The following is a 26,238-nucleotide window of genomic DNA, read 5'->3' as shown; positions in this document are numbered from 1 at the left end:
CGCGGCACTTACCCGGTTCCGCGTCGAACTCGGCCATCTCGAGGGGCCGCTCCAACTGTGTGCTCGCTGTAGCCCTGGTGGGCTCGCGACGTACTGGACGCGTGACCTCACGGAGCACCTCGTTGCCGAGTGACGCTTAGCCGAGTGAGGCTCACATCGTACACACGAAAACGGCTAAGTGCGTTGGCTCACAATGTACACATCATGAGCACCGATAAGAAGCGCGTGCAGTTTCGGGCCCCCAATCGGCTCATTGACCGCGCCGACGCACTTGCCGCAGTCCTCGGAGAAGACCGAACAGACGTCCTCGTGACCGCGCTTCGGGAGTACCTCCAAGACGCCGCTCACGACGACGCACTCACCCAGGAGATCGCTGCCGCCTATTACGACGATGAGATCACCTTCGAGCAACTCAAAGCGCTCGTCGGCGCCGAGGAGGCGGCAAACCTCCGCGTGTTGAAACAGCAACTGGACGAGGACTTCGTCGACGAGGTCGCCGACGCTTAGATGTCGCGGCTTATCGCAGACGCCTCCGCCCTCGTGAGTCTCGGGATCGTTACTGACGACGATCCTGATCCACTCGCACTCTGTCTCTCCCGGTACGAGGTCGTCGTCCCAACGGCGGTCATCGATGAACTCCGAGAGATCGCCTCCTACGATGACGTCCATGGCCACGCCGCGTCCGCCGTCCTCGACCAAACGGAGTCATTCACGACACAGTCGGTGGACCTCGATGCCGAGTTTCCGCTCGATGACGGTGAGAACGCGGCGGTCACGCTCGCGAACGATCTCGATGCTGCGCTCTTCCTCTGTGACGAGTTCAACCAACTTGGCTTGATTCACGCCTCACTCGCTGATACCCGACTCGTCACGACACCGACGCTACTCTCGGTTCTCGTTCGAACTGAACACCTATCAGCTGCTGATGCGCGGCTGCTCCTCGATGCGATCAGTGACGCCCGTAGCTGGGGCGCGAACAGTTACGTGCAGCGAGCTCGCTCGTTGCTCGAAGAGCCCTGACACCATGGAGGATCCTTCGAAGTGATTTGGAATGTCCGATAACGACGCTCTCTACGACGTTTGTGAACGAACCAAGAATCCCGAGCACGCATCAGTTGATGACGTGGTCGAACTCATCCTCGAACGCGCACAGCATCCCCGGACGGAGCACCGGAACGCGCATCTCGACGAGATGATGGCTACTGTCGTCGATAGGTACGGGACCCGCCCCGTCCGAACCGTTATCCATCGCATCCTCGTCGACCACTACCCCTTTCGGACTGCCACGCATGACCTCGAGATGCGCAACGTCGACGGTGTTCGTATCGGGACAGCAGCCGGCCAGTTCCTGACAGAATTGAACGCGAAGCACGACGATTGAGATACAGTTTCTGAAAGCCCTCGGCCGCTCGGCATCCCGCGACCACCGCTGCGCGCCTCGTCCCTGTGGTGCTTGCGGGGTCGGGGGACGACCGAGACGGCCTCGCCCTTTCTGAGTCCACCAGGACGGTAGCTGGATCGCCGAGTGTCGCGGCCGGCTAGACAGGTGTGTCCGTTATGGCCCGCCCCGCTCGCCGCGTTCCGCCCTCCGCGTCGCTCGCGACCGACCATTCCGGGCATGCGGGCGCTCTCCGCACCGCCCGCGCCCGTTCCGGGCTAAAATGCATGTGCCCTCGACGCCAGCGGGAAAGCGTGGGGGGCTGCGCGGCGTGGCTGCTCACCCCCCACGCTTTCTCCGCTGGTCGCTCGCTCCGGGCGGGTCGGCGCGCGGTGCTGGTTGGGGTCACTGCATGCAGGCGCGCTCTCGCTCGCGCCCGGGAGGGCGCTCGCGAAGGCGCGAGCGAGAGCGCGCAGATGGTGCTGTCGGTCGTTGTCGTCGGATAACCGCGATGTTGGAGCATCGCGGTGTCGGCGCGTGAGCGCCTTCACAGGTACGGTGAGTACCCAATGTCTAGTACCAACTCAAGTCGCAAGGTCGTTACGGTGGATGAACAGGCATTCGAAAAAACGGGCGAGCAGGCGGTCGATGAAGACGGCTTCCCGGTCGTCGACGAGACGCCGGAGTTCGAGGCGGCGGTCGAGCAGGAGACGCAGGCGAAGGTGGATGCGAACCACCCGGATGGGATCGCGGACACGAGCACCGAGCGGATTCACGGTGTCACCCTCGAACAGGAGGAGCGCATTCGGGCGCGGGAAGCCGAACTGGAGCGCATCAGTGCCCAGGCCGAACTGGGAACGCAGGACGGCCGGGAGCAGCGCACGCGAGAGGTCGTCAGCGAGCAGTGTGGTCGTGACGAGCCGGCGCCGGCGGAGCGCACAGATCCCCGGGAGAAGCTGACGCAAGAGGAACTCGCGGCGGTCAACAAGCAGGCGATGCGGATCAGCGACGAAGTGCAGGGCGGCTGGTCGAGAGCGGTCGTCGCGAAGCAACTGGCCGAGAAGGTGCAGCGCGGGCGGGACGTGACCAAGGCGGTGCTGGAGACGTTGGAGGAACTGAAGGCAGTTCCCGGTGCAATCGTGCCCGTCGCAGATGTGCCGGACGTGCCCGTCGGGGAAGTGACGGTCGAAGGAACAATCGAGACCCTCTGGGAGCCTTCCTCCTCAAGCATCCAGCAAGTCGGGCTGATAGCGGATGACAGTGGAAAAATCAAGTTCACCTGCTGGGAGAAATCGCAGCAGACAGTGGTGCAGGAAGGCGAAACGGTCCGGTTCCGGGCAGCAGCCAAGAACTGGTACGAAGGCCGGTGCTCAATCGCGCTGACCGGGTGGTCGCGTATCGAGTTCCCAGAACGCGGCCGTTGGTGGGAAGAATAGCGAGCGACGCAGTCTCTTTCTTTTTTGTGTGCCGGACCAGACCCAAGCCCCGCCGCCCCACCCTCCGCTCCGTGCTCGCTCCCAATGGTCGCTGCGCGCGCAGCCACGACCGTGAGGTAGGATGGGAAGGTGAGTTGACCTCTTCTGGGAGGTCAATGTGTAGCAGTGAGAGTTTGTCCGCGCCGCCGATGGGCGCAGCGCGATGTCCAACAGTTCATCCGAGACCCATGATTTCGATGCGTGGTTCACTGGCTTCTTCGACGGCGAGGGCTGTATCCGTATCTCAATTGCCGACCGAGAGCGGTACAGTACCGGCTTTGAACTTGCACCAATGCTCCGAATCACCCACGAACAGTTGACTGGAACTCTCGACGCAGAAGGCTGGATTGGCGTGAAAGTAGATCAGAATAGTGAGTATCGAGTCGACCATCGACTTCAGCCGCAGATCGAGGTCACCGAGACGTATCGTGACCACCTGATGGAGGCGCTTTGTGCGTACTGTGATGCTCGCGGCGTGAACTGTCATGTGTCCAGTCTCGAATCCAATGAGAACCGGAGCGATCAGTACATTTGGGGCGTGCAGGGTATCAGCAATACACGGACGCTCCTGACCCCGCTCCGCGATCAGTTCATCGTCAAGCGCGAACAGGTCGATCTCCTCCTCGACGAGATTCTGCCCCGGATGGACCAGGGCGTCCATCACGAGAAAGAAGGCTTTCTTGAGGTGATGTACTACGTCGACCGGTTCAACTCGTACAAAGGTGGCAGTCGAGGGAAATACACACTCGAGTATTTCGAGGAACTCTGGGGGATGGAGTACTCACCGAAGTAGTCAGATCGAGCTCGACTCAGTACTTGCTTCGGTGTACGCGCTCCCAAGACGAGGAAGGTGAGCGTGCAGCGTGAGGTTTGTCCTGCCCTCAAAAGGGTGGAGGGCGATACAATTCGTCCTCTCGGACCCAGTTATGAGTGATCAACAGACAACGACAAGCCGCGAACGGCTGCGAATGTATCTCGTGCAGGCACTGACTCGTACAGAATCAGACGATGTCCAGTGGCATCTCAAGGCTGCGTTGCGAGAATGGGAGAACTTGCCGCCGACACCGCTGCAAGAGTGTCCTATCTGTGGGAAAGTCGGACTACCGGAACGGATTCAGCAGCATAAATGCACTAATTGAGAGCAGATAATGAGATAGTTCGCACACCCTTCAGCGCAACCACCAAACGAAAGGTGAGTACAGATGAACGATAGAACAAACTAGGTCATAACATCCCTGATTCCCGTCAGAAGCGTCGTGACCGAGACAGAGGAAGGATATATCATATCAGCGGGAGACTAGAAAGGTATGTCCGGCTCAGAATTTCCGTCCTCGTGGAGCGACCCTCAATACGTCACAGCTATCGTCGGTGTGCTTGCTGTCGCCGCACTCTATGTCTATAGTGCCCTCACGCAGTCTGGCCCAACAACAGGTGAAATCACGTTCGTCTTACTGGTTGTCCTCCTCCCAACCACAGTAGCCTATGAAGTCGCTCGTCGCTGGTGAACCATCTCGTTCAGTTCGCACACCTACCTAACGGCTGGTTCAGAAGGAAGTGGGTGAAATAAAGGACTAGTCGTGCTGAATGTAGGCTCTACACTGAGCGATTCGGACAGCATGATTCTGACATCCCCTCCGTGCTGAATATGCGCTGTTTATACAGCACGGGCTTAGAAATACCCACCGGAACTGACAGCTTCTCCCACAATCCGTTCATAGATTTGTATAGTACCTGATCTACAGAATATCAAGGAAGAACATCCTTCGGAGCAGGCGGTGGTTCAAGAATTGAGGAAGCCCAATTCAAGTACGCTAAGAAATTGGTACCAAGGTCGGTGCAGTCTCGCGATCACGGGCTGGAGTCGGATCGAATTCCCAGAGCGCGGTCGGTGGTGGGAAGAATAGCCAGTCGAAGCAACCCTCTTTTTTGCTGTGTGCCAGACCGACCCAAGCCCCACCGCCCCACCCTCCGCTCCGTGCTCGCTTCGCTGCGCGCGCAGCCACGACCTTGTAGACGGACTAACAGAGGAGATCATAGACAGTCCCTCCAGAGGTCGAGATCAATCTATGCTTCCTGACGTGACTGGTACGTAGAGCGTGCTTATTTTTTCTTGTCCTCTTTTCGACGAGCGAAGTAGTCGTCCGCAATGCCGGGATAGAAGCCAAGATGATGTAATAGCAGGAAGAACCCGATTCCAACGACGAGAACTATCACGACTTGTAGAAGTACGTTAACAAGGAGTGAGATACCTCCCATCCCCGCCCGGGAATACGCGAAAATACCGGCAACGGCCGCCATTGCCAGAATCGAGGCGATCTCCCACTTCCCCAGTCCCATAAATCGCATATCTTAATACTTGTCTGTGAGATGGAAATACTTTCCCTGTATGCAACATGGAGATTCTATCAAACGAATACTGTAGGCTGGTCTCAGCGATCAATTCCCCGACAATGCACAGGGTGTTTTATATCGTGGCCATCAAAATAATCACATGCCAACAACTGTGGACAACGAGGAAACCGACCGTTCACGCACAGAGTTGGCCGGGCTCGCAGCCTTGGGGCTTGCGTACGTGCTCGCCGGTCTGGGGTTGTTCTACGGACTTGCAATCGACTCAATGCAGGTGTTCACCGCTGCAGTAATCGCGATTTTAGTACTGCTGGCTGTTTCGATGGTCATCATTGTACGGAACGAACCACTTGTTTCCCGCGAGAACGTTGTGATTTCAGTCTGTGTATTCGTAGCGGTGGCCCTCTTCCTCGGATTGAGTACCTTCACTGCTCTTCCGTATACGGTGCTTGTCGGCGTCCTCATTCTCGTCGGCGTAATTATTCCTGGGCTGGTTCTTCAGTATGGGCCGTCAATTGTCAATTGAGATGGCTCACTCAATACCCTGTAACTACCAATTAGAGTGGTCGGTCGATGTTATGGGATGAAAACAGGCGATGGTGAGTTGAGGGAGGCTTATCGTACATAGCGCTCGTTTGATAGGGTCCAACTGTCCGCAGATGCTGCTGTTCGAACCGTTCTCTGTGGCTATACCTCGACGGCTACGCTGACTGCGTCTCTGCACGAGATTTCCGGTACAAATAGACGAGCAGCCCCGGTACTCCCAGGAACCCATACGTGACCCCGCGAAGTTGCGGCGAGGACAATCCTCGTTTCACCGAATCCCGGTACACATAGTACCCGACCGTCGGCCAGAAAATCAAAAGATACAGTCCCATACGAACGAGGAGGCCGTTGTATGCAGTGAGCCAATCCATTCTCACACTGTCGACTGTTGTCGCCGAGCAACACGCCAGATCAGGACCCCGAACCCGACAGCGACAGCGTAGCCGAGGATGATGAGTGGGCCACGTCCGTTCACGAGCACGTCGTAGAGCACGACGAATCCACCGAGCACACTCCCGACAATCAACCAGAGGAGCTGGCTGCCTTCGGTCTTCGCTTTTAACTCCAAGCCAGTCGCGAGACGGATCCCAACCATTAGGGCTGCCAGCACCGCAGCCGTGAGGAGAGGTAATCCCAGCGCGGTGAGTGCTGATGCCGCAAGCACATCCGTCGACGTGAGAATAAGCGACCAGCCAAACAGGCCGATGGCCAGCCAGACGACGCTCCGCCAGAGCTCCTCGTTGATGATTTCGCGCGTATCGGGTTTCATAACGGGAAAACTACGACTTGGGCACCAATAAATGTAGTCTGGTTGGGATTCAGACATCCCGGTCGAGGAGGAGCCAGGGCGACGCGCCCCTTTTTTGCTGGTGTGTAGCGGTCACCGCCACCTCCCACCACCTCCACGGTCCGGGCTGCTCACGGCGCTGCGCGCCGTTGCGCGGCCGGGCTTTCGCCACCGCAGTCCATCGGAGTCAGCGCCGTCCCGTGTGGTGTGTATTTGCCCCGTGATGGGTGAGGGGCATTCCGAGAGCGCGATTCGCGTGCGTCCCCTCGTGTGTATTCATGGCAACCAGAGACATCTACGAAACGGGCTTCGACGAAGACGTCCGAACGGAATCGAGTGCGAACCAGTGTCCCGAGTGCGACGGTCGAGTCACCACGAACGCGGTCGAAACGGTCTGCGAGGACTGTGGCCTGGTCATCGACGAACAGCGTATCGATCACGGGCCGGAGTGGCGGGCGTACGACGACGAGGAGCGCGAGCGAACGGGCGCTCCACTCACTGCGGCCCGCCACGATCGCGGCCTGTCGACGGAGATCGGTCGCGGTACCGACGCGAAGGGGAACGAGATCTCTGGGCAGAAGCGACGGCGACTCGCGCGGATGCGTCGTGAGCAGACCCGTGGGCGCTGGCGGTCGAAAGCGGAACGGAATCTCGCACACGGGTTGGGCGAGGTGCGCCGTCTGGCCAGCGCGCTCGACCTCTCCGATTCGGTCCGTGACCAGGCGTGTCAGCTCTTCCGGAGCGCCCAGAACGAGGATCTGCTTGGTGGCAGATCCATCGAGGCCATCGCCGCGGCCAGCGTCTACGGGGCCTGCCGGTGCAACGGCCGGTCGCAGCTCCTCGACGACATTGTGGCGGTGGCGACGGTCGGGGAATCGCGGGTCACGAACGCGTACAAGACACTCAACAAGGAGCTGGGACTCCCAGCCAAACCCGTGAGGCCGACGATGTACATTCCGCGGCTGGCATCCGACCTCGACTGCTCGGAGCGGATCCGACGCCGGGCGCGAGTACTTGCCGAAGCAGCCGAGGAGGCGGGGGTGACGACCGGCGTCCACCCGGCCGGCTTCGCCGCAGCCTGTCTCTACACGGCCGGCCAAGAACAGGGGCGGTGGGTGACGCAGTGTGCTGTCGCCGAGTCCGGGAACGTCACGCCGACGACTGTCCGGGCGCATTACGAGACACTAAAAGAGCAGGTAGCCTGAGAACGCTCCTGCACGAACACAGACAAAAAGAGATAGTTTTCTCAGAAAATTATTTGTTCCTAGCCCGCATAGCACCCAGTATGACCGAGACGTGGGACGACGTCAACGAGCAGGTCAAGGCGGACTGGAAAGACGACACCACGCCGTTCGAGCGAGTGTACGAAATCGTCGAACAGACCCACGACGGGCAGTCGGCGGTCGAGATCGCCGACCGTGCCCTCGTGAGCGAACCGACGGCGCGTCGCCACTGTAAGACCCTCGTGAACACCGGGTTCGCCGAGACGGAACCGGACGGCCAAACAACGCTGTACAAGCGCAACAGCGACCGAATATTGATGTCCCGGATCCGCGAGCTCCGAGAGGAAGTCGATCGGCCGGAGTTACTCGACAGCATCCAGGAGATGAAGACCGATATCCGGCGCTACGAGGACCGCTACGACGTGGTGTCACCGGAGGAACTCGCCCAGCAACTCGACGCCGACGAGACAGCGGGCTGGGACGATCTCACCGCGTGGCGAACGACGCGGCAGAATCTCGCCGTTGCCCAAGCAGCACTCGCCTACGACGAGGCCAGCCACCAGCTCGCTGTATGAGCGATGACGACCGCGCCGGCGAGTTCGGACCAATCTATCTTCCGGCACTCCAGCGGATTCGTGACCTCTGGCTCGAACTCGAACCGCTTGTAGACGAAACAGCGTACGACGACGTCGTCGCCCCCACGGAACTGCAGATCAGTCTCAGCGACGGGCTTGGCAACGCCGAGAGCGCTCGACTCGATATCCAATGGAGCGAATTGGGGATGTACTCGTTCCATTACGTCGATAGCGACGACGTCAATTGGCGCTTCGATCGCCACCCGAATACACACTCTCCCGAGACCCACTTTCATCCCTCGCCCGAGGCTGCCACGACGGCAGCTGAACCGTCCTGTATCGACGTGACCGAGGTCTCACTCGTGACTCGTGCAGTCCATACAATGTGGCGAGCAGCGTACGAGGACGACAACATGGACCAGCTGAATAGCGCATCAAACCCGCCGTGAGACGGCATTAGCGCATGGAGCGGTCAGCCACGTCCATCATCTGCTCACGAGCGGCTTCGACATCCGAGTAGAGCGTCAACGCGTGCTTGATGAGGCGACGGTCTTCCAGATTCTCCTCCCACCGCGTGATCACCTCACGGCGCTCGTGGAGCTCCGCACTTGCAAGGTCACCGTCGGCGAGCGACTGTTCGAGCTCCTCCCACGTCTCGACGTCGTAGGTCGCCTGCCACTCCTCGATCTCCTCGGTGATCGCGGCCAATTCGCTGCGCAGCTCTTCGCGCGTGTTCTCCTCGATGAGCGTCCGGATCTCCTCGAAGAGCAGACGCGTGTAGTCCGGCTGGTAGCGCGTCGTCTCACCGGCCTCGACGCGACGCAGCTGGCCCTGGTCGACGAGATCCTGAAGTTCGTCGTTGGTCGTACTCCAGGCGGCGTCGGCCTGCTCGCTGATCCAGTTGACCGACCGCGGTTCGCGAAGCGTCTCGGTGACCGCTCGAATGCGGTCGCGGGCGCTCATCGACTCAGTCCACGACTGGACCCCATCTCGCGAGGATTCGGACATGCTTGGCACCTCTTGCGACAGTGTTGGCGCTGAACTCCCATATATGATTGTACTATCTCGCATAATCAAGAGTTTGTTACGAGCGAAGGCGTCCGGACGTTGAAATACGAAACCGACTGAAACTATGAGCCAACCGATGCACAACCGATATACTGACTTTGCCGAACTGCGGCCGACCGGCGAGGCGTCCCACATTCCGGACACGAGGCTGGACGACGGCTGTGAGGGTGCCCCCCGGCGGCAACGCGTCGCAACAAGCGCTGGTGGCTACCCTGATGCGCCGACGGCCGCCGATGGCGAGTGCCGGTCCTGTGGGGCGTCAGTCCCAGACGGCCAGACGAAATGCCGGTTCTGTCTCACCAACCATCTCGAGAGTGACGCCACCAGCTCGGTTGAGTCAGCGTCGACGACGTATCTCGGTATCATCCACCTGGTCGTCGAGTCGACCACGTTCTACGGCGCCGTCGCGAAGGGCGGCGCCGCGGCGAACCTCCTCTCCGCCAACGAGGCGGAGCCGGCCGTCGACGACTACACGCTCCTCTACGACCTCGACGAGGCGCCGGCGCGCCAGCTGGCCGAGCAGTGGCCCTCACTCCCCGACGCGGTACAGGTGGCGTCAGCGGAGGGAGAGCGGCTTCTCAGTGCCGCCCGTGACCGGACTGGGTGGCACGGGCAGGGAGCCACGGCGCAGCAGCAGGCCCCGACGCGGCTCTACGACCAGCGTGGGGACGGCATCCGCGACGCGTCGCGTCTCGACGCGGTCCTCGACGACGCCGATGACGTGGTGTGGCTGGTTCCTGCGATGGCGCTGACCGAATCTACTGGTGAAGATGCGGCTGATCGCCAGGTGTCGTCAGTGCCGACGGCTCAGGAACTCGACTGTCAAACCTGTGGACGGGCGACCGACCATCAGTTCAAACTAGGTAACAAGGCGGATTCCCCGCGCTACCGTGAGCGGGAATGAAGCCGACGCCCGCTGCCACAAACCCACTAACTACTAAGTACCTCTACCATCTATTGAAACCTGTGGCGGACGATTACTTGAGACGCACCGCAATCACCCGCCCCATCCTCACCCACGAGCAGAAGCAGCTGCTCGATGCCACCATCAACGAGTGGAAAACTGCCTGCAACACCAGCAGCCAGATCGGATGGAAACACGGTGAAACGCGGAAAACGTACCTCCAGGACCTCGCCTACGACGAGGTACGAGAGGAAACGCGTCTCGGGAGTCAGCACGCAATCCTCGCCACCCACCAAGCCGCAGCCGCACTCTCCGGCGTCGAAGAAATCAAAGAACTGGACGAGGAATACAAGACTTCACGTCCGGAGTTCACCGCCGAGACAGTGAAATACGATGCCCGGACGATGACGCTCTTCGACGACGGGACAGTCTCACTTTCCACGGTTGAGGACCGTATTCGGTGCGATCTGGCGTTGCCGGACGACGAAGATGGCTACCAACACCAGTACCTCGAAGACGAGGACTGGGAACTGACCGAATCCACACTTTCTCAGCGTGATGGCGACTACTACCTGCATCTCGGCTTTCGCAAACCAAAGCCCGAGAAACAGGTCGAACAACAGGGCGACGACGAGGACAGGACAGTTCTCGGCGTTGACCTCGGCATCGTCAACATCGCTACCACCAGTACGGCGTACTTCGCGTCCGGCAGGGAACTTCGACACCGCCATCGGGAGTTCGAGCGGATACGTGGCAACCTCCAACAGACTGGGACACAATCCGCACATCGGACGATTCAGCTGATGAGCGGCAGGGAATCGCGGTACGTCCGCGATGTCCTCCACCGCGTGGCCAACAACATCATCGAGGAAGCACTGGAACACAGCTGCGAGTACATCGCCTTTGAGAACCTGAGACACATCAGGGAACGTGCGCCGCCGGTGAAAGAGTTCCACCAGTGGGCGCACCGCCAGCTCGTTGACCTCGTGGAGTACAAGGGTGACGCGGAAGGTATCAGTGTTGAGTACGTCGATCCGGAGAACACGAGTCGTCGGTGCCCGGAGTGTGGCCACACGAGCGAAGGCAATCGCGTCAGGCAGGCAGAGTTCGAATGCGAGTCGTGTGGTGCAACGGCGAACGCAGACTATGTTGGAGCGAAAAACGTTGGGTGGCGGTATGTCCGTCGCGGCCTACAGTCGTCGCGGCGGACGGGCGACAGTCAACTCGCCCTGAAGTCAGGGATTGTGACGCCGAACCGGGGATTTGTCCCGTCCGACTAACTGTCGGCAGAGGCCGAGTTCACTGACAAGCCCCGCGCCACCGTACGCGGGGTAGTTGACGACCCACGAGTCGGTTCCGGATAAGGCGTGGACGGGACAACCGATCTGGGAGTGCCGGGTGTGTGGCTCGGCTCGCTACGGACCCAGCAAATCGGAACAGGCTCCGTCTTAACCAACATATCGGCACAGAAACACACCAATGTTGGTTAACGAGCAGGCCCAGTCCGACAGCTACCAGCAGCCGGAGATGTTTCTCTGCGCCGTGAATCGGCGAGGCGCTTCAAATGGACCCACGCAACACACCCGGATATCGACTGCATCGCTCACTCACCAATCTCAAACGCATCGAGACGGCCGGACTCGACGACGCAGATCAGGAGCGGATCGAGGCAGCGAGAGCTCTCCTGCAAGACGTGAGTCTGCTCTCCCAGCCGAAACACAGCGGGGACGCCGATACACAGGTCGAGTCCTGAGCGGCGTGGCAACGGGGAATTCGGCTGGATCGCGTCGGAGAGTGTTTATCGCCCCCAGGAAGGGTGCGGGGCGGACCAGTCACCGTCGGTCTCCGTGGGGCAAACCAGATGCGGGCGAGTTCGACAGCGCGCTGGTGGGCCCTCCAAGACGACCAGTCAGTATCAAAGGGTGATGAGTCGTGACTGAACTCACAAAAACGCTGGAACTGAAGCTGGTAGACCCGAACGCTCACAAGCGGGAGAAGCTCCGTGAGACGCGGGCAGCCTACCAGCAGGCGCTCCAAGAGGCCTTCGACGCCAACTGTTCCACCTTGGGGGAAGCGAACGACATCGTGGGTGACTATCACCTGAGCGGTTACGCAAAGAACGCCCTGAAGCGGTATGTCCCGCAGCTAACGACGACCTATGGGGCAAATGAACTCAGTGACGATCACCCTGTCCGCTTCACGAACGAGGGGGTGAAAATCGACCACAAGCCCGAAAACACGATCAAGTGGTACGTCAAAATCCCACACCACGAGGACTACCACCTCTGGGTACCAGCACAGCCGAACCCCGAGCAACGGGACTGGCTTGAAGCCGTGATCGCTGGTGACGCAGACGTGGGGGAAGGTCGTTTGCTCAAGCGGAAGGATACGTGGTACTTCCATCTCATCGCAACTCGTGACATCCCGCTCAACTCCGAGGTTCCCGCCGAAGAACGCACTCCCATTGGCGTCGATATCGGGGAAGCAAGTCTCGTCACGGTGTGTCACCGCGACGAGCATGGATCCCCGACAAACCCTGAGCTCTGGACAGATGAGGGGAAGACTGTCCGTCGACTCCGCAAGCGCTACTTCACCACGATGCGGCGACTCCAAAGTCGCGAGAGCGAACGGATCGCAGACACCTTCGGCGACGAGTTGTGGGCGCAAATCGACGATATCCTCCACACCGTCACCAGGGAAGTGGTGGAGTACGCTGAGTCAGTCGAGGCGCCGGTTCTCGTGCTCGAGGATCTCACCTACATCCAGGAGTCGATGGACTACGGGGACTACATGAATCGCCGGCTTCACGGCTGGGGATTCGCGAAACTCCACGCACAGATCACGTACAAAGCCGTAGAAAGGGGGATCCCCGTTGCAACAGTCGACCCGCGGAATACCTCCCAAGAGTGCCATGCGTGCGGTGAGGGAGGGACCCGGCCCCAACAGGCGACGTTCAAGTGCTCCAACGACGCTTGTTGGATCGAAGAGTACCAGGCAGACATCAACGCCGCACTCAACATCGCAGATCGCTACCTCAGCGGAGAGAGTCGTTCTAGAGAACACGAGAACGGCGATGACTCGGCTGAGGATGGGGCCTCGTTGACCGGGCCACAAGACAGCCAAGCCGATGCTGAAACCCAGCAGGCGACGCTTGGAATGTATGCGTCTTGAAACCGTAGATCTGAGCAACCGCTCAGCTTGAAATCCTGTGGCGGGATTTCCACATCTAACTGATGTGGGCGGAGGTCAAGGGACATCGCGCACTCTTTCCGAACGATATACCGAGCGGTGCTTTCCAGTGGACGTCGGAGTTTTGTGAGAAACTACAGGCGATGAAACAGCTGCTCAATACGTGTGCGAATTGCGTTTCGGACACCAGACCTACCGGAAAGAATTTCCAGTATTCGGCCATTCTACCGTCAATGAAAGTGTCGAAGACAAATATCGTGGAATACTGCTTCGGTCAAGATGTCGATAGAACTGCGATAGCAGCCCTCCTCTCAGTAGCAGTATTCTCAGCAGTTTATATATCGTCCCTATTTGACACAGATATTGTCCCGCTCCTCGTGAACACTACGCAAGGCGGGGTTGTCGTGTTGCTCCTACTGGCGGCTGCATACTACTATCACGAGAATCGGGGGGTTCTGGTCGTCTTCCTCATCGTCTTCGCTCCCATCTACGCAGTTTTCATTCGCCTCGTTGAACTTGGGAACATTGCACCCAGCCCCCTCAGAGAAGCAGTCCTCGAAGCGGTGCCGTTAACCCTGCTGTTCGCCGTTCCAATCACGATTCTCTCTATCGGCGTCGCACTCGTCTACGAAAGGTTCTCCACGAACTAACCGAACCACGCAACAGCAACAATCACCGTCAAACCTCACCAGAAGGCGGGGAAGAATAGCGTGATATTCGAGTTACCGCTGAGCGAATTACCCAATTGAGAGACTGAACTCGATCGCGTCTTCCTCGATTCGCACAGTAAGATATCCGCTCTGGGAGTCAGGAGTAGCACCCCATTCGTATTGGGCTTGCTGTCCATCCTCGGTTTCGACGATAATTCGTTTCGTCCCGCTCTCCTCGAACAGACTCTCATACTCCTGTGTTTCATTCGGGGGAATTGACGGGTCGTCGGTGAACACCTGCTGTTTGGGTTCCGGGTCGATGTGAGAGACTTCGATGTGAATGGTCACAGGGTTCGGGCGGCTATTATAGATGCTCAGTTGTGTCCCATCACCCTTCAAGCAGCCAGCCAGTCCGAAAGTCGCAGCCGAGAAAACCGCTGACGTAAACACCCGGCGAGAGATTGCTTGTTCCCGGCCAGAACTCATAGCAAATCGCTCACACGGCTCCGGTAAGTGCTTTCCCTGTACTGACCGAAGCTGCTCGCGCACCGGTGTGGATTCTCACCGAATGGATTCAAGTGTTGGCGGCCCAAGCATTACGCAATCGTGACCCGCTCTCAGTTCATCTCCAACCGGCTCCTCCTACTCCTTCTGTTGACGATTGTTTTCCCCATCTATGGACTGTACTCGAACCAGATCACACTCGTCACGTATTCACTGATTATTGGCGCAATATTGTGGGTGTGGAAATGGCGGTGGTGGTGGGAGCCAATTCGTAACTTCGTAGCCCCTCGAAGCCAGTAAGTCGGTGTCAGGTGATGAATCTCCTCCCTGTACCTACCATATTGAGGCGGGTTCTCACCGACTAATTTTGAGGGAAACAGTCCCTCAGTCGGTGTGTTTACTTATTGAGGGTAAACGCTACTGTGAGGAGACTAATTCCACCAAGAAGGGTCAAGAATGCACCTATTGCGGGGCTGAAGCCGGAAACGTTCATCATCCGGACGATCCAAGCGAGACTGAGCACAACAACGAGTCCTGCAACCCCTATTGAAGCGATACGAATCCCTCGAGTGCCCGCCGATTGCCATCCGAATGCGAACGCTCCGACACCAGCGATGAGCGTATATCGGCCATACGCCGCAAGTCCAGACTCCAACCCCGGAAAATACATGAAATTGAAGACTCCTGCTGGAACCCTCGTCCACGGAAGAAGTGACCCAACGACAACGACGACTGCACAAACTGACTGAATTCGTGGACGAGTCAGGAGTGAGGGAGGGTACTCGGAGACGCTTAGGCCCATACGAAGGCTACGTCCATCTGATAAATAATGGTTCCTCTACCGTTAGCGTTCAGTAGTTCCTCTGTACCGACCGAGATACAAGCTCCGTGTATCTATCTGTGTTGAGCATCCCTACGGAGTCGCCGATCGATGAGTCGATTCCAGAGGTGTCCACCGATGGCCGCGAGCGTGCCGAGGACAAGCGCTGACCCAGCGCCGAACAGGACGGCATAGCGGAACTTCGCCACCTGTGCCATCGGTGGCTGGGTAGTTGCCACCCCGATCACGGAGACGGCTCCAAAGAGCACGCCGAACGCAATCGCATACGAGTATGCTGCGTTGTGGCCGACTGCCGTCGGGAGTGCGGCAACGATAATAAGTACTGCACCAGCACTCCACAGGCCGGAGACGAACAAGACGTCAAGTAGTGGCCCATTCCCGTCCATTATCTGTGCGTATCGAGCGAGTCCCGCACCAAAGACAGCGCTTCCGAAAATAACGCCAAGGAGTGCCCGAAGTGACGGGAGAGACAGACCGTCAGACCAACCAGGGGACATCACGCAACAATTAACGCCTATCCGACAAATACTTGCCTGAAGTAATCGATATTGAGTGGTTCGGCGGCCTTGAGGCTTATTAGGTGTCCTTGGTTGGCGGTAAATATGGAACAGCAGTCGTCTCGGCGAGCCGTTCTTCTGGGGACTGTGGGCATCATCCCAGTTATGGGTTGTCTTGCTACCCCGTCGTCCGAGCCTGCCGGGGCGCATCTCTCGGTCTCGAATTACACGGAAACCGAACGAACAATTCGCGTCGAAGTCACTGCTGATGGAGAGCGTCTATTCTATAAAACGCCGATATTACCACCAGCCGAATCCAAACTCTACGAGAACGTCTTCGAGAAACCCCGAGACACGACGGTCACCGTCACAGTAGACGGTATCGGAGAGCGGTCAACCACGTGGGAAACGAATCCGGGGGCGATGTTGGAGGCTGTCGTCGAAAATAACCAGATCAAGTTCGAGGTCTCCACTTCATGACTTCCTGTATGTAGTGGTTGGTGGAGAGGCTGTAGTTACTTTGCTAACGACTAGGATGGATAACGTGGAGAGCAACGGCAACTGGTAGAAGGAAGACAGCTGCAACGACTATCGAAAAGAGCGGAATTCCAATAATAACGTCTAATCGCTGATGGAGGATGTAAAGGAGACCGACAGCCAGTAGCCCAACCAACAAGGCAAGTGGATACCGCATCTCACGCTGCCGAAACCAGATATACCCACTCAGACTCAGCCCGATACCGGGAATAACGAACAGACCGGTAGCAATAGAAAATAGACCGGCGGCCATCCCAGTGTACTGCCACGGCTGAAACACGGCAAGACTCCCGACGATACCCGTGATACCGACCAGTCCAATAACGACCGCTGGAATCTGCTCGTACCGACTTTGACCGGGTGCACGCTCTTGGTACCAGACCCAACCAGTTACTACGAATCCGAGATTGATCAGAAGGAGCAGTATCGTCGCTAATTCCGGCAGGCCAGCATTTAACGCCCCATATTCCGGCCAAAGCCCAATACTAGTGAGAAGACTACCAGTGAGCCCTAGAATGAGGAGTGATTTAGCCTCTGTCGTAGCCATACGGACACAATCCCCCGAACCTGTAAGTGCCTTGTCTGTCCTTCCCTATCTGGCTCGCGGTTAGTCTTCGCAGAAGTTCCGAGTAGTTGCCTGACCCCATCAGGTCGTAATGGTGGTCACAACTGTGGGGATTGAATCCCTCAATCAATCTCGTATCTGCCTTAGGATGGATGTTGCTCCAGCACCGAGCAGTGTCACGCCACCGATGGCGGCGAGAAGTATGCCGATAGGTGTTTTGAACATCCCTACAACAGCATCGGTGTGGGTATTCGAGACGTCGTAGATGGTGGTGTTGTACCGGACATGGGAGGGCATTTCAGAGGAGAGTTCTTGTAACTCTTCGTCAGTGGTCGTGTAGTAACTGTCCTGTCCGGGCTCAACGGCAAGCAAAAACAACGCCTGTTGATCCCGAGGCAGGTCAGAGAAGTTCGTTGGGGTAGCGTTGGCTTCAGACGTCGGAGCAACGTCAATACCTGCGTCCCGGTCGTACGTTGCTTCATCGTAGGCTCCAAGGCCGTAGAGACCGCCGCCAGCAACGAGTAATACGACGCCTACGACGACAGACAGACGGATTGTTACTGTCGTAGCCATACGGACACAACCCTCCGAACCTGTAAGTGTCTTGTCTGTACTTACTGATTGTGGACGAATACAGTGTGGCAAGAGGGCTGTAGCAAACCTGAGTGGTAGCACACGCTCCACTACAGCCATTGGGGCGCAGCGAACCTGAAGCTCAAGCACCGAATCTCGGCTGAGTCGCCGTTCGGTGGCGACGACACCGACTCCAAGTGGGCGAAACAGCTCCTCGCAGAGCTTGCCGATGGCCTCGAGGCAGATGCGGTCGACGGCTACCTCGTTGACGAGGACCGACAGTCGACGGTCGTCGAGCCGAAACCCCGCGCCACCGGGCTCACCCTCGACGAGATCGTCGCGGACCATCTCGACTACCTCCACCACGAGGGGTTCTTCGTGGTGTCGACGACGTTCGAGGTGACCGCCTATCGGACGCTGTGGTTCGGGCTCCAGTACGACTCGGAGACGGTCGAACAGGGAGAGACAGTCGGGAACGGCGCGCTCGCGACGGTGCGCTGGTACGACGGCGAGCCGGTCGGCGACGGCCACCTGCAGGGCCAGTTCGCGGCCCTCAAAGACGTCGTCGGCGATATGCTCGACAAGGGCGTCTTCACGCCGTCAACGGCGATACAGTATCTGAAACGGAAGCTCGCTGAGCGGGTCGGAGACCGACAGGAGCTGCTCATTCCGACCGGAGAATCACCCTTCGAGACAGCGAGTCTCGGCAAGCCGTAACACCAATCCCTTAGTGGATATCGGGGGACGTCTAAGTATGTCAAATCAGTCTGAAGATGACGTTCGTGTTTGGCTTGTCGAACGGACGTACTCCGATGACGAACAGAACCTGATCATCCTCACCTACGCAACACCCGATGGCGAACAGTACTATCGGAAGGAGCGGGCGCTAACCTCATTTACCGATGTCCGAGATACGACGGCAGCAGTCGATGCTGAACTCGACAATCTTGGCATGGTCGATGAGCCAGACCTCCAGGAACAATACGCGGCCGAAGCGCAGCGAATGCAGGAGGTCCACGACCCGGACGACGTGATCTGATACCCGCCAGTAGACATCACCCCGGGCCATGGGTTATGTCGTAGGAGGCCGTACACAGGGTATGCGCGAACTCGTCTTCGCCCTCGAATACGAGCCGGGCTGTAACCGGGTGGCGGACGCCCTCGCCGACCACTCCGACGCCCGCGTCCGCTCGCTCTCGCTGCACGCCACTGCCGAGCGTCTCTGGCGGGTCGACCATGCCACCGGTACGCCTGAGGCGCTCGACGCCATCGAGGACGCCTTTCTCAACGGCGACTACTACGCTGACTGTCTCGCCACCGAGGACTGCAACGCCACACAGACCACCCGCGTCCTCGACCGCACGGACGACACGCTCATCCTTTACTCCGACTGGGAGCGCACTCCGACCTGCGCCTCAGTCCCCCACATCGCTCGCGACCATCTCGGCGACGGCGTGCTGTTCGAGACTCGTCACGAGGGCCGCCACTACACGTGGCGACTCATCCACTCCGGTGAGGGCGACGTGGCGGCGTTCTTCGACGCTCTCAAAGTCGCCGTCGGGGAGTGCGCCCAGATGGAGATGCTCCGCACAGCGGACACAACATCAGCTAGGGGAAGCGACGGAACACCGAGTGGATTGCCTCCAGCCCAAGAGGCTGCTCTCCAGGCCGCCGTCGAACACGGCTACTACGAATCACCCCGCGAGGTCGATGTTGGAGAACTCGCAGAGCATCTCGACGTGCCACGGTCAACACTCACCTACCGACTCCGTCGGGCGGAAGAACATTTGGCGAAGCAACATGTCGCCGGCGAGCGGGTAGCGGAAGAACGGCTGGCATCCCACTGAGGGCCGTAGTTGGAATATTCCAACAAAGACATATCGAACTCCCGCTCCTACCGTGAGGTAATGACAGAGAATCCGGACGCAGCAGGAGAAACGAGCGGCGGCGGACAGCGACGTGAGCTGACCGCCCGCCTCGCCGTTCCCGAGATGGACTGTCCCTCTTGCGCCCAAAAGGTGGACAAGAGCCTCCAGCGTGTCGACGGCATTACTGACGCCACGCTCCAGCCGACCACCGGCACGGCCAACGTCACGTACGACCCTGATCGGACTAGCGAAGCCGACGTAGTCAAGGCGATTGAGGGCGCTGGCTACGAGGTCGTCGGGGGCTCGGACGCCGAGGGCGATGATGAGGACAACCAGGCGGCCGATAGCGTCGACATCGCGCCACCGTCGGAGGTCTGGACGAGTCCTCGCGCGAAGAAGACGTGGCTCGGCGCGGCGTTCGTCACGCTCGGCCTCCTCTTCGAGTTCCTCCTCACCGGACAGAACGTCACGGTGGCGAGCGTCCTCGAGTACCCGCTCCACATCGCAGATGTCCTGTTCCTCGGCGCCGTCGCGGCCAGTGGCATCCCGGTCGTCCGTAGCGGGTACTACTCCGCGAAGAACCGAAGCCTCGACATCGACCTGCTGATGGGGACGGCGATCATCGCGGCGACCGGTATCGGCTACTTCGTCGAGGCGGCGACGCTGGCCGTCCTGTTCAGCATCGCCGAGCTGCTCGAGGACTACGCGATGGACAGGGCACGGGACTCCCTGCGCGAGCTGATGGAACTCTCGCCCGACGAGGCGACCGTCCTTCGCGACGGTGAGGAAGTGACCGTTCCCGCCGAGGAGGTCGACGTTGGCGAGACCGTGGTCGTCCGCCCCGGTGACAAGATTCCGTTGGACGGCACGGTCATCGACGGCGAGAGTGCAGTCGACCAGTCGCCGATCACGGGCGAGAGCGTCCCCGTCGACAAGGCTGCCGGTGACGAGGTCTACGCTGGCGCGATCAACGAGGAGGGGTACCTCGAGGTAGAGGTCACCTCGACCGCTGGCGATTCGACGCTCTCGCGCATCATCGAGATGGTCCAGGGCGCACAGGCGAAGAAGACCGAGTCTGAGCAGTTCGTCGACCGCTTCTCCGGCTACTACACACCCCTCGTCGTCGTGCTGGCAATCCTGACCGCCGCTATCCCGCCGCTGGTTATCGCCGACCCCATCTCGGTCGACCTGGCCGGATACGGGTTCACCTTCGCGAGCGACTGGCAGACGTGGTTCATCCGGGGGCTCACCCTGCTGGTGATCGCCTGCCCGTGTGCGTTCGTCATCTCCACACCCGTCTCGGTGGTGTCGGGCATCACCAGCGCCGCGAAGAACGGCGTCCTGATCAAGGGCGGCAACTATCTGGAAGCGATGGGTGGGGTCGACGCAGTCGCCGTCGACAAGACCGGGACGCTCACCAAGGGCGAACTCGCCGTCACCGACGTCGTTCCGGTCGGTAACACCACGGCGGACGATCTGCTCCGTCGCGCCGCCGGACTGGAGCGGCGGAGCGAACACCCCATCGCAGCAGCCATTCTCGCCCGTGCTGAGGAGGCGGGCGTGGGCAACCTGCCCGACCCGACGGGCTTCGAGAGCCTCACCGGGAAGGGTATCCGCGGCGAGATCGACGGCGAGACGTACTATGCGGGCAAGCCCGCGCTCTTCGAGGAGCTAGGCTTCGATCTCTCACGGGCACGCCGTGAGACGGACGGCGGCGTCGTGGCGGAAGAGGCGGCCGAGTCCGACGACGGGGCGTTCGCCGAGAATGCACTCACCGCGCTGGAGCAGGAGGGCAAGACGGTCGTTATCGTCGGGACGGAGTCGGAACTGCTGGGTGCGATCGCCATCGCCGACGAGGTGCGCCCGGCCTCGAAGCGGGCCGTCGAACGCCTGCACGAGCTGGGCGTCGAGCGCGTCGTGATGCTGACCGGCGACAACGAGGGCACCGCCTGCGCTATCGCCAAGCAGGTTGGTGTCGATGAGTATCGCGCCGAACTTTTGCCTGACGAGAAGGTCGACGCAGTCGAGGNGNTNNNNGNNGAGTACGGNNNNGTCGCGATGGTCGGCGACGGCATCAACGACGCNCCCGCGCTCGCCACCGCGGANGTNGGNATCGCNATGGGNGCNGCCGGCACNGANACCGCNCTCGAGACGGCCGATATTGCGTTGATGGGCGACGACGTCGGCAAACTCCCGTACCTGTACGACCTGTCGCACACGGCCAACGGCGTGATCCGGCAGAACATCTGGGCGAGTCTCGGCGTGAAGTTCCTGCTCGCGCTGGGCGTGCCGCTGGGGCTGGTCAGCGTTGCGTTGGCGGTCGTTGTCGGTGATATGGGGATGAGCCTCGGCGTCACCGGAAACGCGATGCGGTTGTCGCGAATCGAACCCGACCAATTCGTCGACGCCTGACTCTGCACGCGGAAAGTGCGGGCAGGACGCTCTTCTTTCGCGACTTTCCTTCGCTATATCGAGACAATTTGCAGTTTGTCTGGGGCAGTAGAGACTGAGCCCCACCGTAGGCTCGTGATTGGATGCCCGAAAAACCAGACGACGACCCATTCCACGATTGCGAGCTAGGTCTCGACGCAGTCCTCGGGACGCGCACCTTCCACGATGTCCTGTTCACCGACGACACGGAGACACCCGTGAACGTGCTCACCGGTGAGACGCCCGCACATTCGCAGGCGACCGTCGAGGAAGCGAAGGCGTTCGCTGCGAGCATCGATACAGACACACCACAAATCGCGCTCCGGGCCTCTGTCGAGACGCAGGTCGAAACCCAGAGCAAGCCCTACACCTCGGCCGCGTTCTTCCACTTCAAGGCGACCGGGTCGCTCGAACTGCACCGTGCCTACCACGCCGCATACCAATCGGATGCGTTCAGCGTCGATTTCGAGGCCGACTACGAGTCGGGCAATCTGACGATCACCGTCGAGCGGACACGCGACTCCTGAACCCGGTCTCTCGAAGCGAGTTTTTCGAGCGCCGGCGATGGGTGCCGGCGCACCGAGCAGACAAAGCTGAGCAGTGCCCGGTGCGTCGGCGTTCCGAGGTGAACAAAGATGCATATGGTCATCTACGCGTTAGTCGAGGCACCGACACGGCACGACGCCCTGGTCGAAGGGAAAGCAGTCTTCGACCGTCTCGTCGGGGCGAACCCCCACGGCTGCGCCGTGTTTGACTACTACGTCACGTTCGACGAAGACGATACGACGGTCGCCGGGAAGGCCCGCTGGGGAGACCTACCGACGGCAGCACCCATCAATTCAGAGGAGGGCGGTGAACTGCTCGACCGAGCCTGGAACGCCACAAAGGAAGAGTTCCAGCGGAATCTCGACCGCGTGAAAGAGGCGCTCGACGAGCTCAGCGACGAGGCGATCATGCGCGACGAGGATCTCGCCCGACACGCGTTCCATCAGGTCGGCGCCTACGAGGGGCCATCAATCCCGATGTACGACCAGCACGCGATGGGGATTCGCCACCGCGATCAGCTCGATCGTGTCCTCGAGGAAGAGGAAGACAGCCAGACACTCTGGATTGTCCCCGCAGACGTCCACTTCTGATTGACAATGCCCAGAATCACAAACTGGTCCCGGGAGAGTCGTACACCAACACTCGCGTATCGAAACACCGAGACTGGAGCGCGAGCTGTTCTACACCGGGCTCCGGATTCATACCGGTACAAGTGGCGCGGGGCGATCCTCGTCGACGGCTACCCGATCTGGTCGCGAGGCTTCGAGACGAAGGAGGCGACAACGTTCCGGGATGCGCTTCGGGAGCGGCCAGCGCCCGAACTGAACTGTCCGGAGTGTCCAAACGACGACGTCTTCGTCGGTGAGAAGACAGCTGATGGAGCGAAGGTACAGCGCTGGTACGACTGTCCGGACTGTGGGTACGAAGCCCCCTCGCGCATCGTCTACGGCCCTGAACGCTGAGAACGTACACACGCAGGGTGTTTTTCGGCCGGGGCGGAGAGAGTGACCCGGTCGAACCGGGTCGGTCCAACAATGAGTCTCGAAGTACTCGACCGACACAGCGAGGCACTGTTCGAGTTCCTCTGGTGCCCCGTCTGTGGGCAGGAAGTGTTCACCCACATTCCCTTCGAGGGAGTGTTCTGCAAGAACTGTAACACGCAGGTCGTCCTCCGAGAGTCCCGAGAAAACCGTGGCTACGAGGAGGTGTGCTCGCGTGCTTCGACACCGACTCGACGTGGAACCTTCACGTCGACGAGAAGCTCCGTCGCGACCTGCCTGACGGCTCGGCACGGGCAAAAATCCTCGGTGCACCGGGTGCCTATGAGATCGACTGGTGGAGTCCAGCACCTGGGGAGGATTGGGAGCCGGTCGAGCGTGGTGAATTCGACGACGTGGAGGAACCAGACGAGGTGTCACATCTCGCGTAGCGGATTGCAATCCCGCTACGACTGTGTGGTGTTGTTTCAGCGCCGGCGATGGGTGCCGGCGCACACGCGCCGGCGAGTACCGATGTCGACACGGAGCCAACTCCGATTCGTCCAACGAGTCGAACAGACCGATGAGACAGATGGCAGCGCCGACCGCGTCGCGCAGGTGTACCGGCATTCGGACGGGTACCCCGGGAGCGTCCTCCGGGATCTCGCACAGCTGAAAGAGCTGCTCGATGCGACCCGCGCAGAGCGGGGACCGGGCTATACGGCGGCGACCTTCGTGTTCCTCGACAAGCTCTCGACGGTCGACCTCTATCTGGATGGCGACCCAGAGCGAACGATCGACGCAGCTCAGCCAGCGGATCTCCTCGAGCCGTCCAATATGGAGCATCTCGACCAGCCGCTGTTCCTGCTGGGCCACGGCGTCGAGAATCCGGTCGATGGCATCCACGGCGACGAGGAATACCTCTACGTCGTGGAACTCCCGACGGAGAACCCGTTCGACGAGCCGACCGAGTGGACAGTCAAAGTGAGCGGTCACTCCGCGTTCCCCCGCTGGGACGGCCCGACCGACGAGGCCTTCGAGCAGGCGAGCTGGCAGTTCCACGGGTCGCTCGAGGACGCGCTCACAGAACTGGTCCGGGACGAAGTAGTCGTCAAGTAAAATACCAAATCGTATTTATACAGTTAGGGTTTAGAAAGACCCAGATGATTTCGAAGGCCGGACTCGCCGTGCTTGACGCGCTGAGTACCGGCCGTGAAGCAACACCGGTGGAACTCGCGGCCGAAACCGGATATTCACGAGACCATCTGTACGACGTACTCGACGAATTGCTCGCAGCGGGATTGCTCACAGAAACCCGTGGGTCCAGCAATCAGCGTCGTGTCCGTATCGCGGAACATCCAGTTACCGAAGCGTATCGAACGCTGCAGTCGGAGTTCAGCCACGTGGACTGGACGGAACTGCTCTCCCCAGCCACACTCCGCGTGTGTTGGTATCTCGATAGACCACGACACATCGCTGATATCGCAGACCGGCTCGGAATCACTCGACAAGGTGTCCACAGCGCGTTATCGCCGCTCAAGCACCGAGCACTACTCTCCCGATCCGATTCGAAGTACGCCCTTCATGACGAAGTCTCGCCGCTGTTGGCGTTCGCCCGGGCTACTGTAGAGCACGAACATCGAGCCCGAGTCCGGGAAATCGCCCCCAGCGCCACGATCGCGTGGTGCGATCCGAAGCGAGCACTCGTCCGCCTGCAGACCGACGAGGATACGGACGCACTCCAAGCAGCTCCGGACTGGGAGATGACCGGACTGGGTCGGTTTGCAGCGTATGGTCTACAGTTTTTCCTCGCCGGCGAGCCTCCGTTCTGGTATGCTCCAGGTGAGGAGCTAACGGCTGCTGAAGTCGTATGCCATACGCTCCTTCTGGATAGCGGATCTCGGCGGGTTAGCTATTCGATGCTGCTGATCGAGGCGGAGGATATCGATCAGGAGACACTCGTCGAGACCGCACAGTGGTACGACCTGGAAGCCACTGTGAAGGCGTTGTATCGGCCACTTCAGGGCGACTTCGACAGAACAGATGATCTGCCAGTCATCCTCCCAAAGAAGGTCGAATATATGGCACTCAAAGAGCAGTACGGTGTCTCGTAACACCAACCCCGCAGTCTGGCGGAAAATTGCGACGGGTTAGATGATGCCGCCGATCACGAGTAGTCCGACGACGAGCAGCAGCGTCGCAACCACGCTCCCGCCAGCCAGCAGCTTGTTCTCCATCGCCTTCTCGTGGAGGGGCATCTCGGCGTACTCCTTGCGGAACGCGCCGAGGTTCTCCTCGTCGTAGAAGTACTTCCTCTTCAGCGCGAACCGTTCGGTCACCGCACAGCCGGTACAGACCGGCTCCCCTTCGAGCCGTTCGGTCTTGATGTGGGTGTCGCAGGCGATCGCCCCGCAGTTCGGACAGTAGGTGTACGTCTCGTCGACGCCGCTCGTTTCGCAGTGGACGCAGCGATGAATCCCGTCCTCCAGAGTGACCCGTGAGGGGCCAGCAGCATAGTATTCGTACGGATACGAGTACTCCAGTATCTCTGTCGTCTGCCGAACCTCAGGTAGATACACCGGCTCAATCGATTGCACTGAGATGTCCGAGAGATTCGGCTCACACGTCTTGTTGTACGTGACGTTATTGTCGCCGGTGTAGGTCACCGTCGTCGTGTGGTAATCCTGGAGGCGGTCAACAGCCCACTCCTTGTACTTCGTTTGGGTCTGGCCGAACCGTCGTTCGTCGACGGTTCG

General features: G+C 59.7%; 30 protein-coding genes and 5 pseudogenes. 28 read left to right on the top strand and 7 right to left on the bottom strand.

Features of this window, described 5'->3' with window-relative positions; translation table 11 throughout:
* From EGH24_RS15965 to EGH24_RS15685, 8 genes and pseudogenes are all read left to right on the top strand, one after another.
* Positions 1 to 133, top strand: a 133-nt coding sequence (locus tag EGH24_RS15965; RefSeq protein WP_449271763.1) for a DUF7558 family protein, incomplete at its 5' end; no start/stop codon positions are given.
* 71 nt (positions 134 to 204) lie between these two features.
* A complete protein-coding gene (locus EGH24_RS14360) occupies positions 205 to 507 on the top strand; it encodes a hypothetical protein (protein ID WP_142980799.1) in 303 nt (100 codons plus the stop codon).
* Positions 508 to 1,020: a hypothetical protein gene (locus EGH24_RS14355; RefSeq protein ID WP_079235407.1), complete on the top strand. Its 513-nt coding sequence runs from the start codon at positions 508 to 510 to the stop codon at positions 1,018 to 1,020.
* Positions 1,021 to 1,051: 31 nt separating this feature from the next.
* Complete coding sequence (locus tag EGH24_RS14350; protein ID WP_142980798.1) at positions 1,052 to 1,381, top strand: hypothetical protein; 330 nt, start codon at positions 1,052 to 1,054, stop codon at positions 1,379 to 1,381.
* A gap of 566 nt (positions 1,382 to 1,947) precedes the next feature.
* Positions 1,948 to 2,814, top strand: a complete 867-nt coding sequence (locus EGH24_RS14340) for a DNA-binding protein (RefSeq protein ID WP_142980797.1) — start codon at positions 1,948 to 1,950, stop codon at positions 2,812 to 2,814.
* Between the two features lie 202 nt (positions 2,815 to 3,016).
* Positions 3,017 to 3,646 (top strand): hypothetical protein, encoded by a 630-nt coding sequence (locus tag EGH24_RS14335; protein ID WP_142980796.1) that lies wholly within the window; start codon positions 3,017 to 3,019, stop codon positions 3,644 to 3,646.
* Between the two features lie 514 nt (positions 3,647 to 4,160).
* Positions 4,161 to 4,358: a hypothetical protein gene (locus EGH24_RS15530; protein WP_142980794.1), complete on the top strand. Its 198-nt coding sequence runs from the start codon at positions 4,161 to 4,163 to the stop codon at positions 4,356 to 4,358.
* 309 nt (positions 4,359 to 4,667) lie between these two features.
* A pseudogene (locus EGH24_RS15685) lies at positions 4,668 to 4,757 on the top strand (DNA-binding protein); the annotation flags it as partial.
* A gap of 196 nt (positions 4,758 to 4,953) precedes the next feature.
* Here EGH24_RS15685 and EGH24_RS14315 read toward each other — a convergent pair.
* On the bottom strand, positions 4,954 to 5,199 hold the full coding sequence (locus tag EGH24_RS14315) for a hypothetical protein (protein ID WP_142980793.1): 246 nt from the start codon (positions 5,197 to 5,199) through the stop codon (positions 4,954 to 4,956).
* A 145-nt stretch (positions 5,200 to 5,344) separates the two neighbouring features.
* On the opposite strand from EGH24_RS14315, the gene EGH24_RS14310 reads away from it, so the two are divergent.
* Positions 5,345 to 5,728, top strand: a complete 384-nt coding sequence (locus tag EGH24_RS14310; protein ID WP_142980792.1) for a hypothetical protein — start codon at positions 5,345 to 5,347, stop codon at positions 5,726 to 5,728.
* Positions 5,729 to 6,121: 393 nt separating this feature from the next.
* Here EGH24_RS14310 and EGH24_RS14300 read toward each other — a convergent pair whose 3' ends face one another.
* Positions 6,122 to 6,517, bottom strand: a complete 396-nt coding sequence (locus EGH24_RS14300; protein ID WP_142980790.1) for a hypothetical protein — start codon at positions 6,515 to 6,517, stop codon at positions 6,122 to 6,124.
* 296 nt (positions 6,518 to 6,813) lie between these two features.
* On the opposite strand from EGH24_RS14300, the gene EGH24_RS14295 reads away from it, so the two are divergent.
* From EGH24_RS14295 to EGH24_RS14285, 3 genes are all read left to right on the top strand, one after another.
* Positions 6,814 to 7,740 carry a transcription initiation factor IIB gene (locus tag EGH24_RS14295; RefSeq protein ID WP_142980789.1) on the top strand — a complete coding sequence of 309 codons (927 nt, stop codon included), beginning with the start codon at positions 6,814 to 6,816 and terminating at the stop codon, positions 7,738 to 7,740.
* Positions 7,741 to 7,820: 80 nt separating this feature from the next.
* Positions 7,821 to 8,333 (top strand): winged helix-turn-helix domain-containing protein, encoded by a 513-nt coding sequence (locus EGH24_RS14290; protein WP_142980788.1) that lies wholly within the window; start codon positions 7,821 to 7,823, stop codon positions 8,331 to 8,333.
* A complete protein-coding gene (locus tag EGH24_RS14285; protein ID WP_142980787.1) occupies positions 8,330 to 8,782 on the top strand; it encodes a hypothetical protein in 453 nt (150 codons plus the stop codon). Before EGH24_RS14290 ends, EGH24_RS14285 begins: the two co-directional genes overlap by 4 nt.
* 7 nt (positions 8,783 to 8,789) lie before the next feature.
* Here EGH24_RS14285 and EGH24_RS14280 read toward each other — a convergent pair whose 3' ends face one another.
* Positions 8,790 to 9,341 (bottom strand): DUF7342 family protein, encoded by a 552-nt coding sequence (locus tag EGH24_RS14280; protein ID WP_142980786.1) that lies wholly within the window; start codon positions 9,339 to 9,341, stop codon positions 8,790 to 8,792.
* A gap of 136 nt (positions 9,342 to 9,477) precedes the next feature.
* Here EGH24_RS14280 and EGH24_RS14275 point away from each other — a divergent pair, with 136 nt between their 5' ends.
* The 5 genes from EGH24_RS14275 (at position 9,478) to EGH24_RS14255 (ending at position 14,144) form a co-directional block, all read left to right on the top strand.
* The gene (locus EGH24_RS14275) at positions 9,478 to 10,305 is read left to right on the top strand and encodes a biosurfactant protein 1 (protein WP_142980801.1); all 828 of its coding nucleotides are present in this window, start codon (positions 9,478 to 9,480) and stop codon (positions 10,303 to 10,305) included.
* 62 nt (positions 10,306 to 10,367) lie between these two features.
* Complete coding sequence (locus EGH24_RS14270) at positions 10,368 to 11,585, top strand: RNA-guided endonuclease InsQ/TnpB family protein (RefSeq protein ID WP_142980785.1); 1,218 nt, start codon at positions 10,368 to 10,370, stop codon at positions 11,583 to 11,585.
* A gap of 284 nt (positions 11,586 to 11,869) precedes the next feature.
* Positions 11,870 to 12,058, top strand: coding sequence for a hypothetical protein (locus tag EGH24_RS14265; protein ID WP_142980784.1), 189 nt, complete (start codon positions 11,870 to 11,872; stop codon positions 12,056 to 12,058).
* Positions 12,059 to 12,237: 179 nt separating this feature from the next.
* Positions 12,238 to 13,476: an RNA-guided endonuclease InsQ/TnpB family protein gene (locus EGH24_RS14260; RefSeq protein ID WP_142980783.1), complete on the top strand. Its 1,239-nt coding sequence runs from the start codon at positions 12,238 to 12,240 to the stop codon at positions 13,474 to 13,476.
* A 251-nt stretch (positions 13,477 to 13,727) separates the two neighbouring features.
* Positions 13,728 to 14,144 (top strand): hypothetical protein, encoded by a 417-nt coding sequence (locus tag EGH24_RS14255; RefSeq protein WP_142980782.1) that lies wholly within the window; start codon positions 13,728 to 13,730, stop codon positions 14,142 to 14,144.
* Positions 14,145 to 14,231: 87 nt separating this feature from the next.
* Here the strand turns inward: EGH24_RS14255 and EGH24_RS14250 are convergent, their stop codons facing one another.
* Together EGH24_RS14250 and EGH24_RS14245 are read right to left on the bottom strand one after the other, a co-directional pair.
* Positions 14,232 to 14,492, bottom strand: coding sequence for a hypothetical protein (locus tag EGH24_RS14250; RefSeq protein WP_142980781.1), 261 nt, complete (start codon positions 14,490 to 14,492; stop codon positions 14,232 to 14,234).
* 1,050 nt (positions 14,493 to 15,542) lie between these two features.
* The gene (locus EGH24_RS14245) at positions 15,543 to 15,875 is read right to left on the bottom strand and encodes a hypothetical protein (protein WP_142980780.1); all 333 of its coding nucleotides are present in this window, start codon (positions 15,873 to 15,875) and stop codon (positions 15,543 to 15,545) included.
* A gap of 216 nt (positions 15,876 to 16,091) precedes the next feature.
* Between EGH24_RS14245 and EGH24_RS14240 the strand changes: the two genes are divergently transcribed.
* Positions 16,092 to 16,466 (top strand): hypothetical protein, encoded by a 375-nt coding sequence (locus tag EGH24_RS14240; protein WP_142980779.1) that lies wholly within the window; start codon positions 16,092 to 16,094, stop codon positions 16,464 to 16,466.
* 43 nt (positions 16,467 to 16,509) lie between these two features.
* Here the strand turns inward: EGH24_RS14240 and EGH24_RS14235 are convergent, their stop codons facing one another.
* Complete coding sequence (locus EGH24_RS14235; RefSeq protein WP_221886762.1) at positions 16,510 to 17,070, bottom strand: hypothetical protein; 561 nt, start codon at positions 17,068 to 17,070, stop codon at positions 16,510 to 16,512.
* Positions 17,071 to 17,760: 690 nt separating this feature from the next.
* Here EGH24_RS14235 and EGH24_RS14230 point away from each other — a divergent pair.
* The 10 genes and pseudogenes from EGH24_RS14230 to EGH24_RS14185 form a co-directional block, all read left to right on the top strand.
* A pseudogene (locus EGH24_RS14230) lies at positions 17,761 to 18,378 on the top strand (DUF6735 family protein); the annotation flags it as partial.
* Between the two features lie 37 nt (positions 18,379 to 18,415).
* Positions 18,416 to 18,700: a hypothetical protein gene (locus EGH24_RS14225; RefSeq protein WP_115803949.1), complete on the top strand. Its 285-nt coding sequence runs from the start codon at positions 18,416 to 18,418 to the stop codon at positions 18,698 to 18,700.
* Positions 18,701 to 18,761: 61 nt separating this feature from the next.
* Positions 18,762 to 19,508 (top strand): helix-turn-helix domain-containing protein, encoded by a 747-nt coding sequence (locus tag EGH24_RS14220; RefSeq protein WP_142980778.1) that lies wholly within the window; start codon positions 18,762 to 18,764, stop codon positions 19,506 to 19,508.
* A 60-nt stretch (positions 19,509 to 19,568) separates the two neighbouring features.
* Positions 19,569 to 21,941, top strand: a pseudogene (locus EGH24_RS14215) (heavy metal translocating P-type ATPase).
* 122 nt (positions 21,942 to 22,063) lie between these two features.
* Positions 22,064 to 22,486, top strand: coding sequence for a hypothetical protein (locus EGH24_RS14210; RefSeq protein WP_142980777.1), 423 nt, complete (start codon positions 22,064 to 22,066; stop codon positions 22,484 to 22,486).
* 108 nt (positions 22,487 to 22,594) lie between these two features.
* Positions 22,595 to 23,095, top strand: coding sequence for a hypothetical protein (locus EGH24_RS14205; protein ID WP_142980776.1), 501 nt, complete (start codon positions 22,595 to 22,597; stop codon positions 23,093 to 23,095).
* 6 nt (positions 23,096 to 23,101) lie between these two features.
* A complete protein-coding gene (locus EGH24_RS14200) occupies positions 23,102 to 23,467 on the top strand; it encodes a DUF7568 family protein (RefSeq protein ID WP_142980775.1) in 366 nt (121 codons plus the stop codon).
* A 72-nt stretch (positions 23,468 to 23,539) separates the two neighbouring features.
* Positions 23,540 to 23,934 (top strand): annotated as a pseudogene (locus EGH24_RS14195) (DUF7567 family protein).
* A gap of 82 nt (positions 23,935 to 24,016) precedes the next feature.
* Positions 24,017 to 24,601 carry a hypothetical protein gene (locus EGH24_RS14190; protein WP_142980774.1) on the top strand — a complete coding sequence of 195 codons (585 nt, stop codon included), beginning with the start codon at positions 24,017 to 24,019 and terminating at the stop codon, positions 24,599 to 24,601.
* 44 nt (positions 24,602 to 24,645) lie between these two features.
* Positions 24,646 to 25,596 (top strand): MarR family transcriptional regulator, encoded by a 951-nt coding sequence (locus EGH24_RS14185; RefSeq protein ID WP_142980773.1) that lies wholly within the window; start codon positions 24,646 to 24,648, stop codon positions 25,594 to 25,596.
* Between the two features lie 36 nt (positions 25,597 to 25,632).
* On the opposite strand, the pseudogene EGH24_RS14180 reads toward EGH24_RS14185, so the two are convergent.
* Positions 25,633 to 26,238 (bottom strand): annotated as a pseudogene (locus EGH24_RS14180) (restriction endonuclease); the annotation flags it as partial.

Source organism: Halonotius terrestris (assembly GCF_006861665.1).
Taxonomy (GTDB): Archaea; Halobacteriota; Halobacteria; order Halobacteriales; family Haloferacaceae; genus Halonotius; species Halonotius terrestris.
Note: the sequence above shows the minus strand (reverse complement) of the source record. Positions and strands in the feature narration are given on the sequence as shown.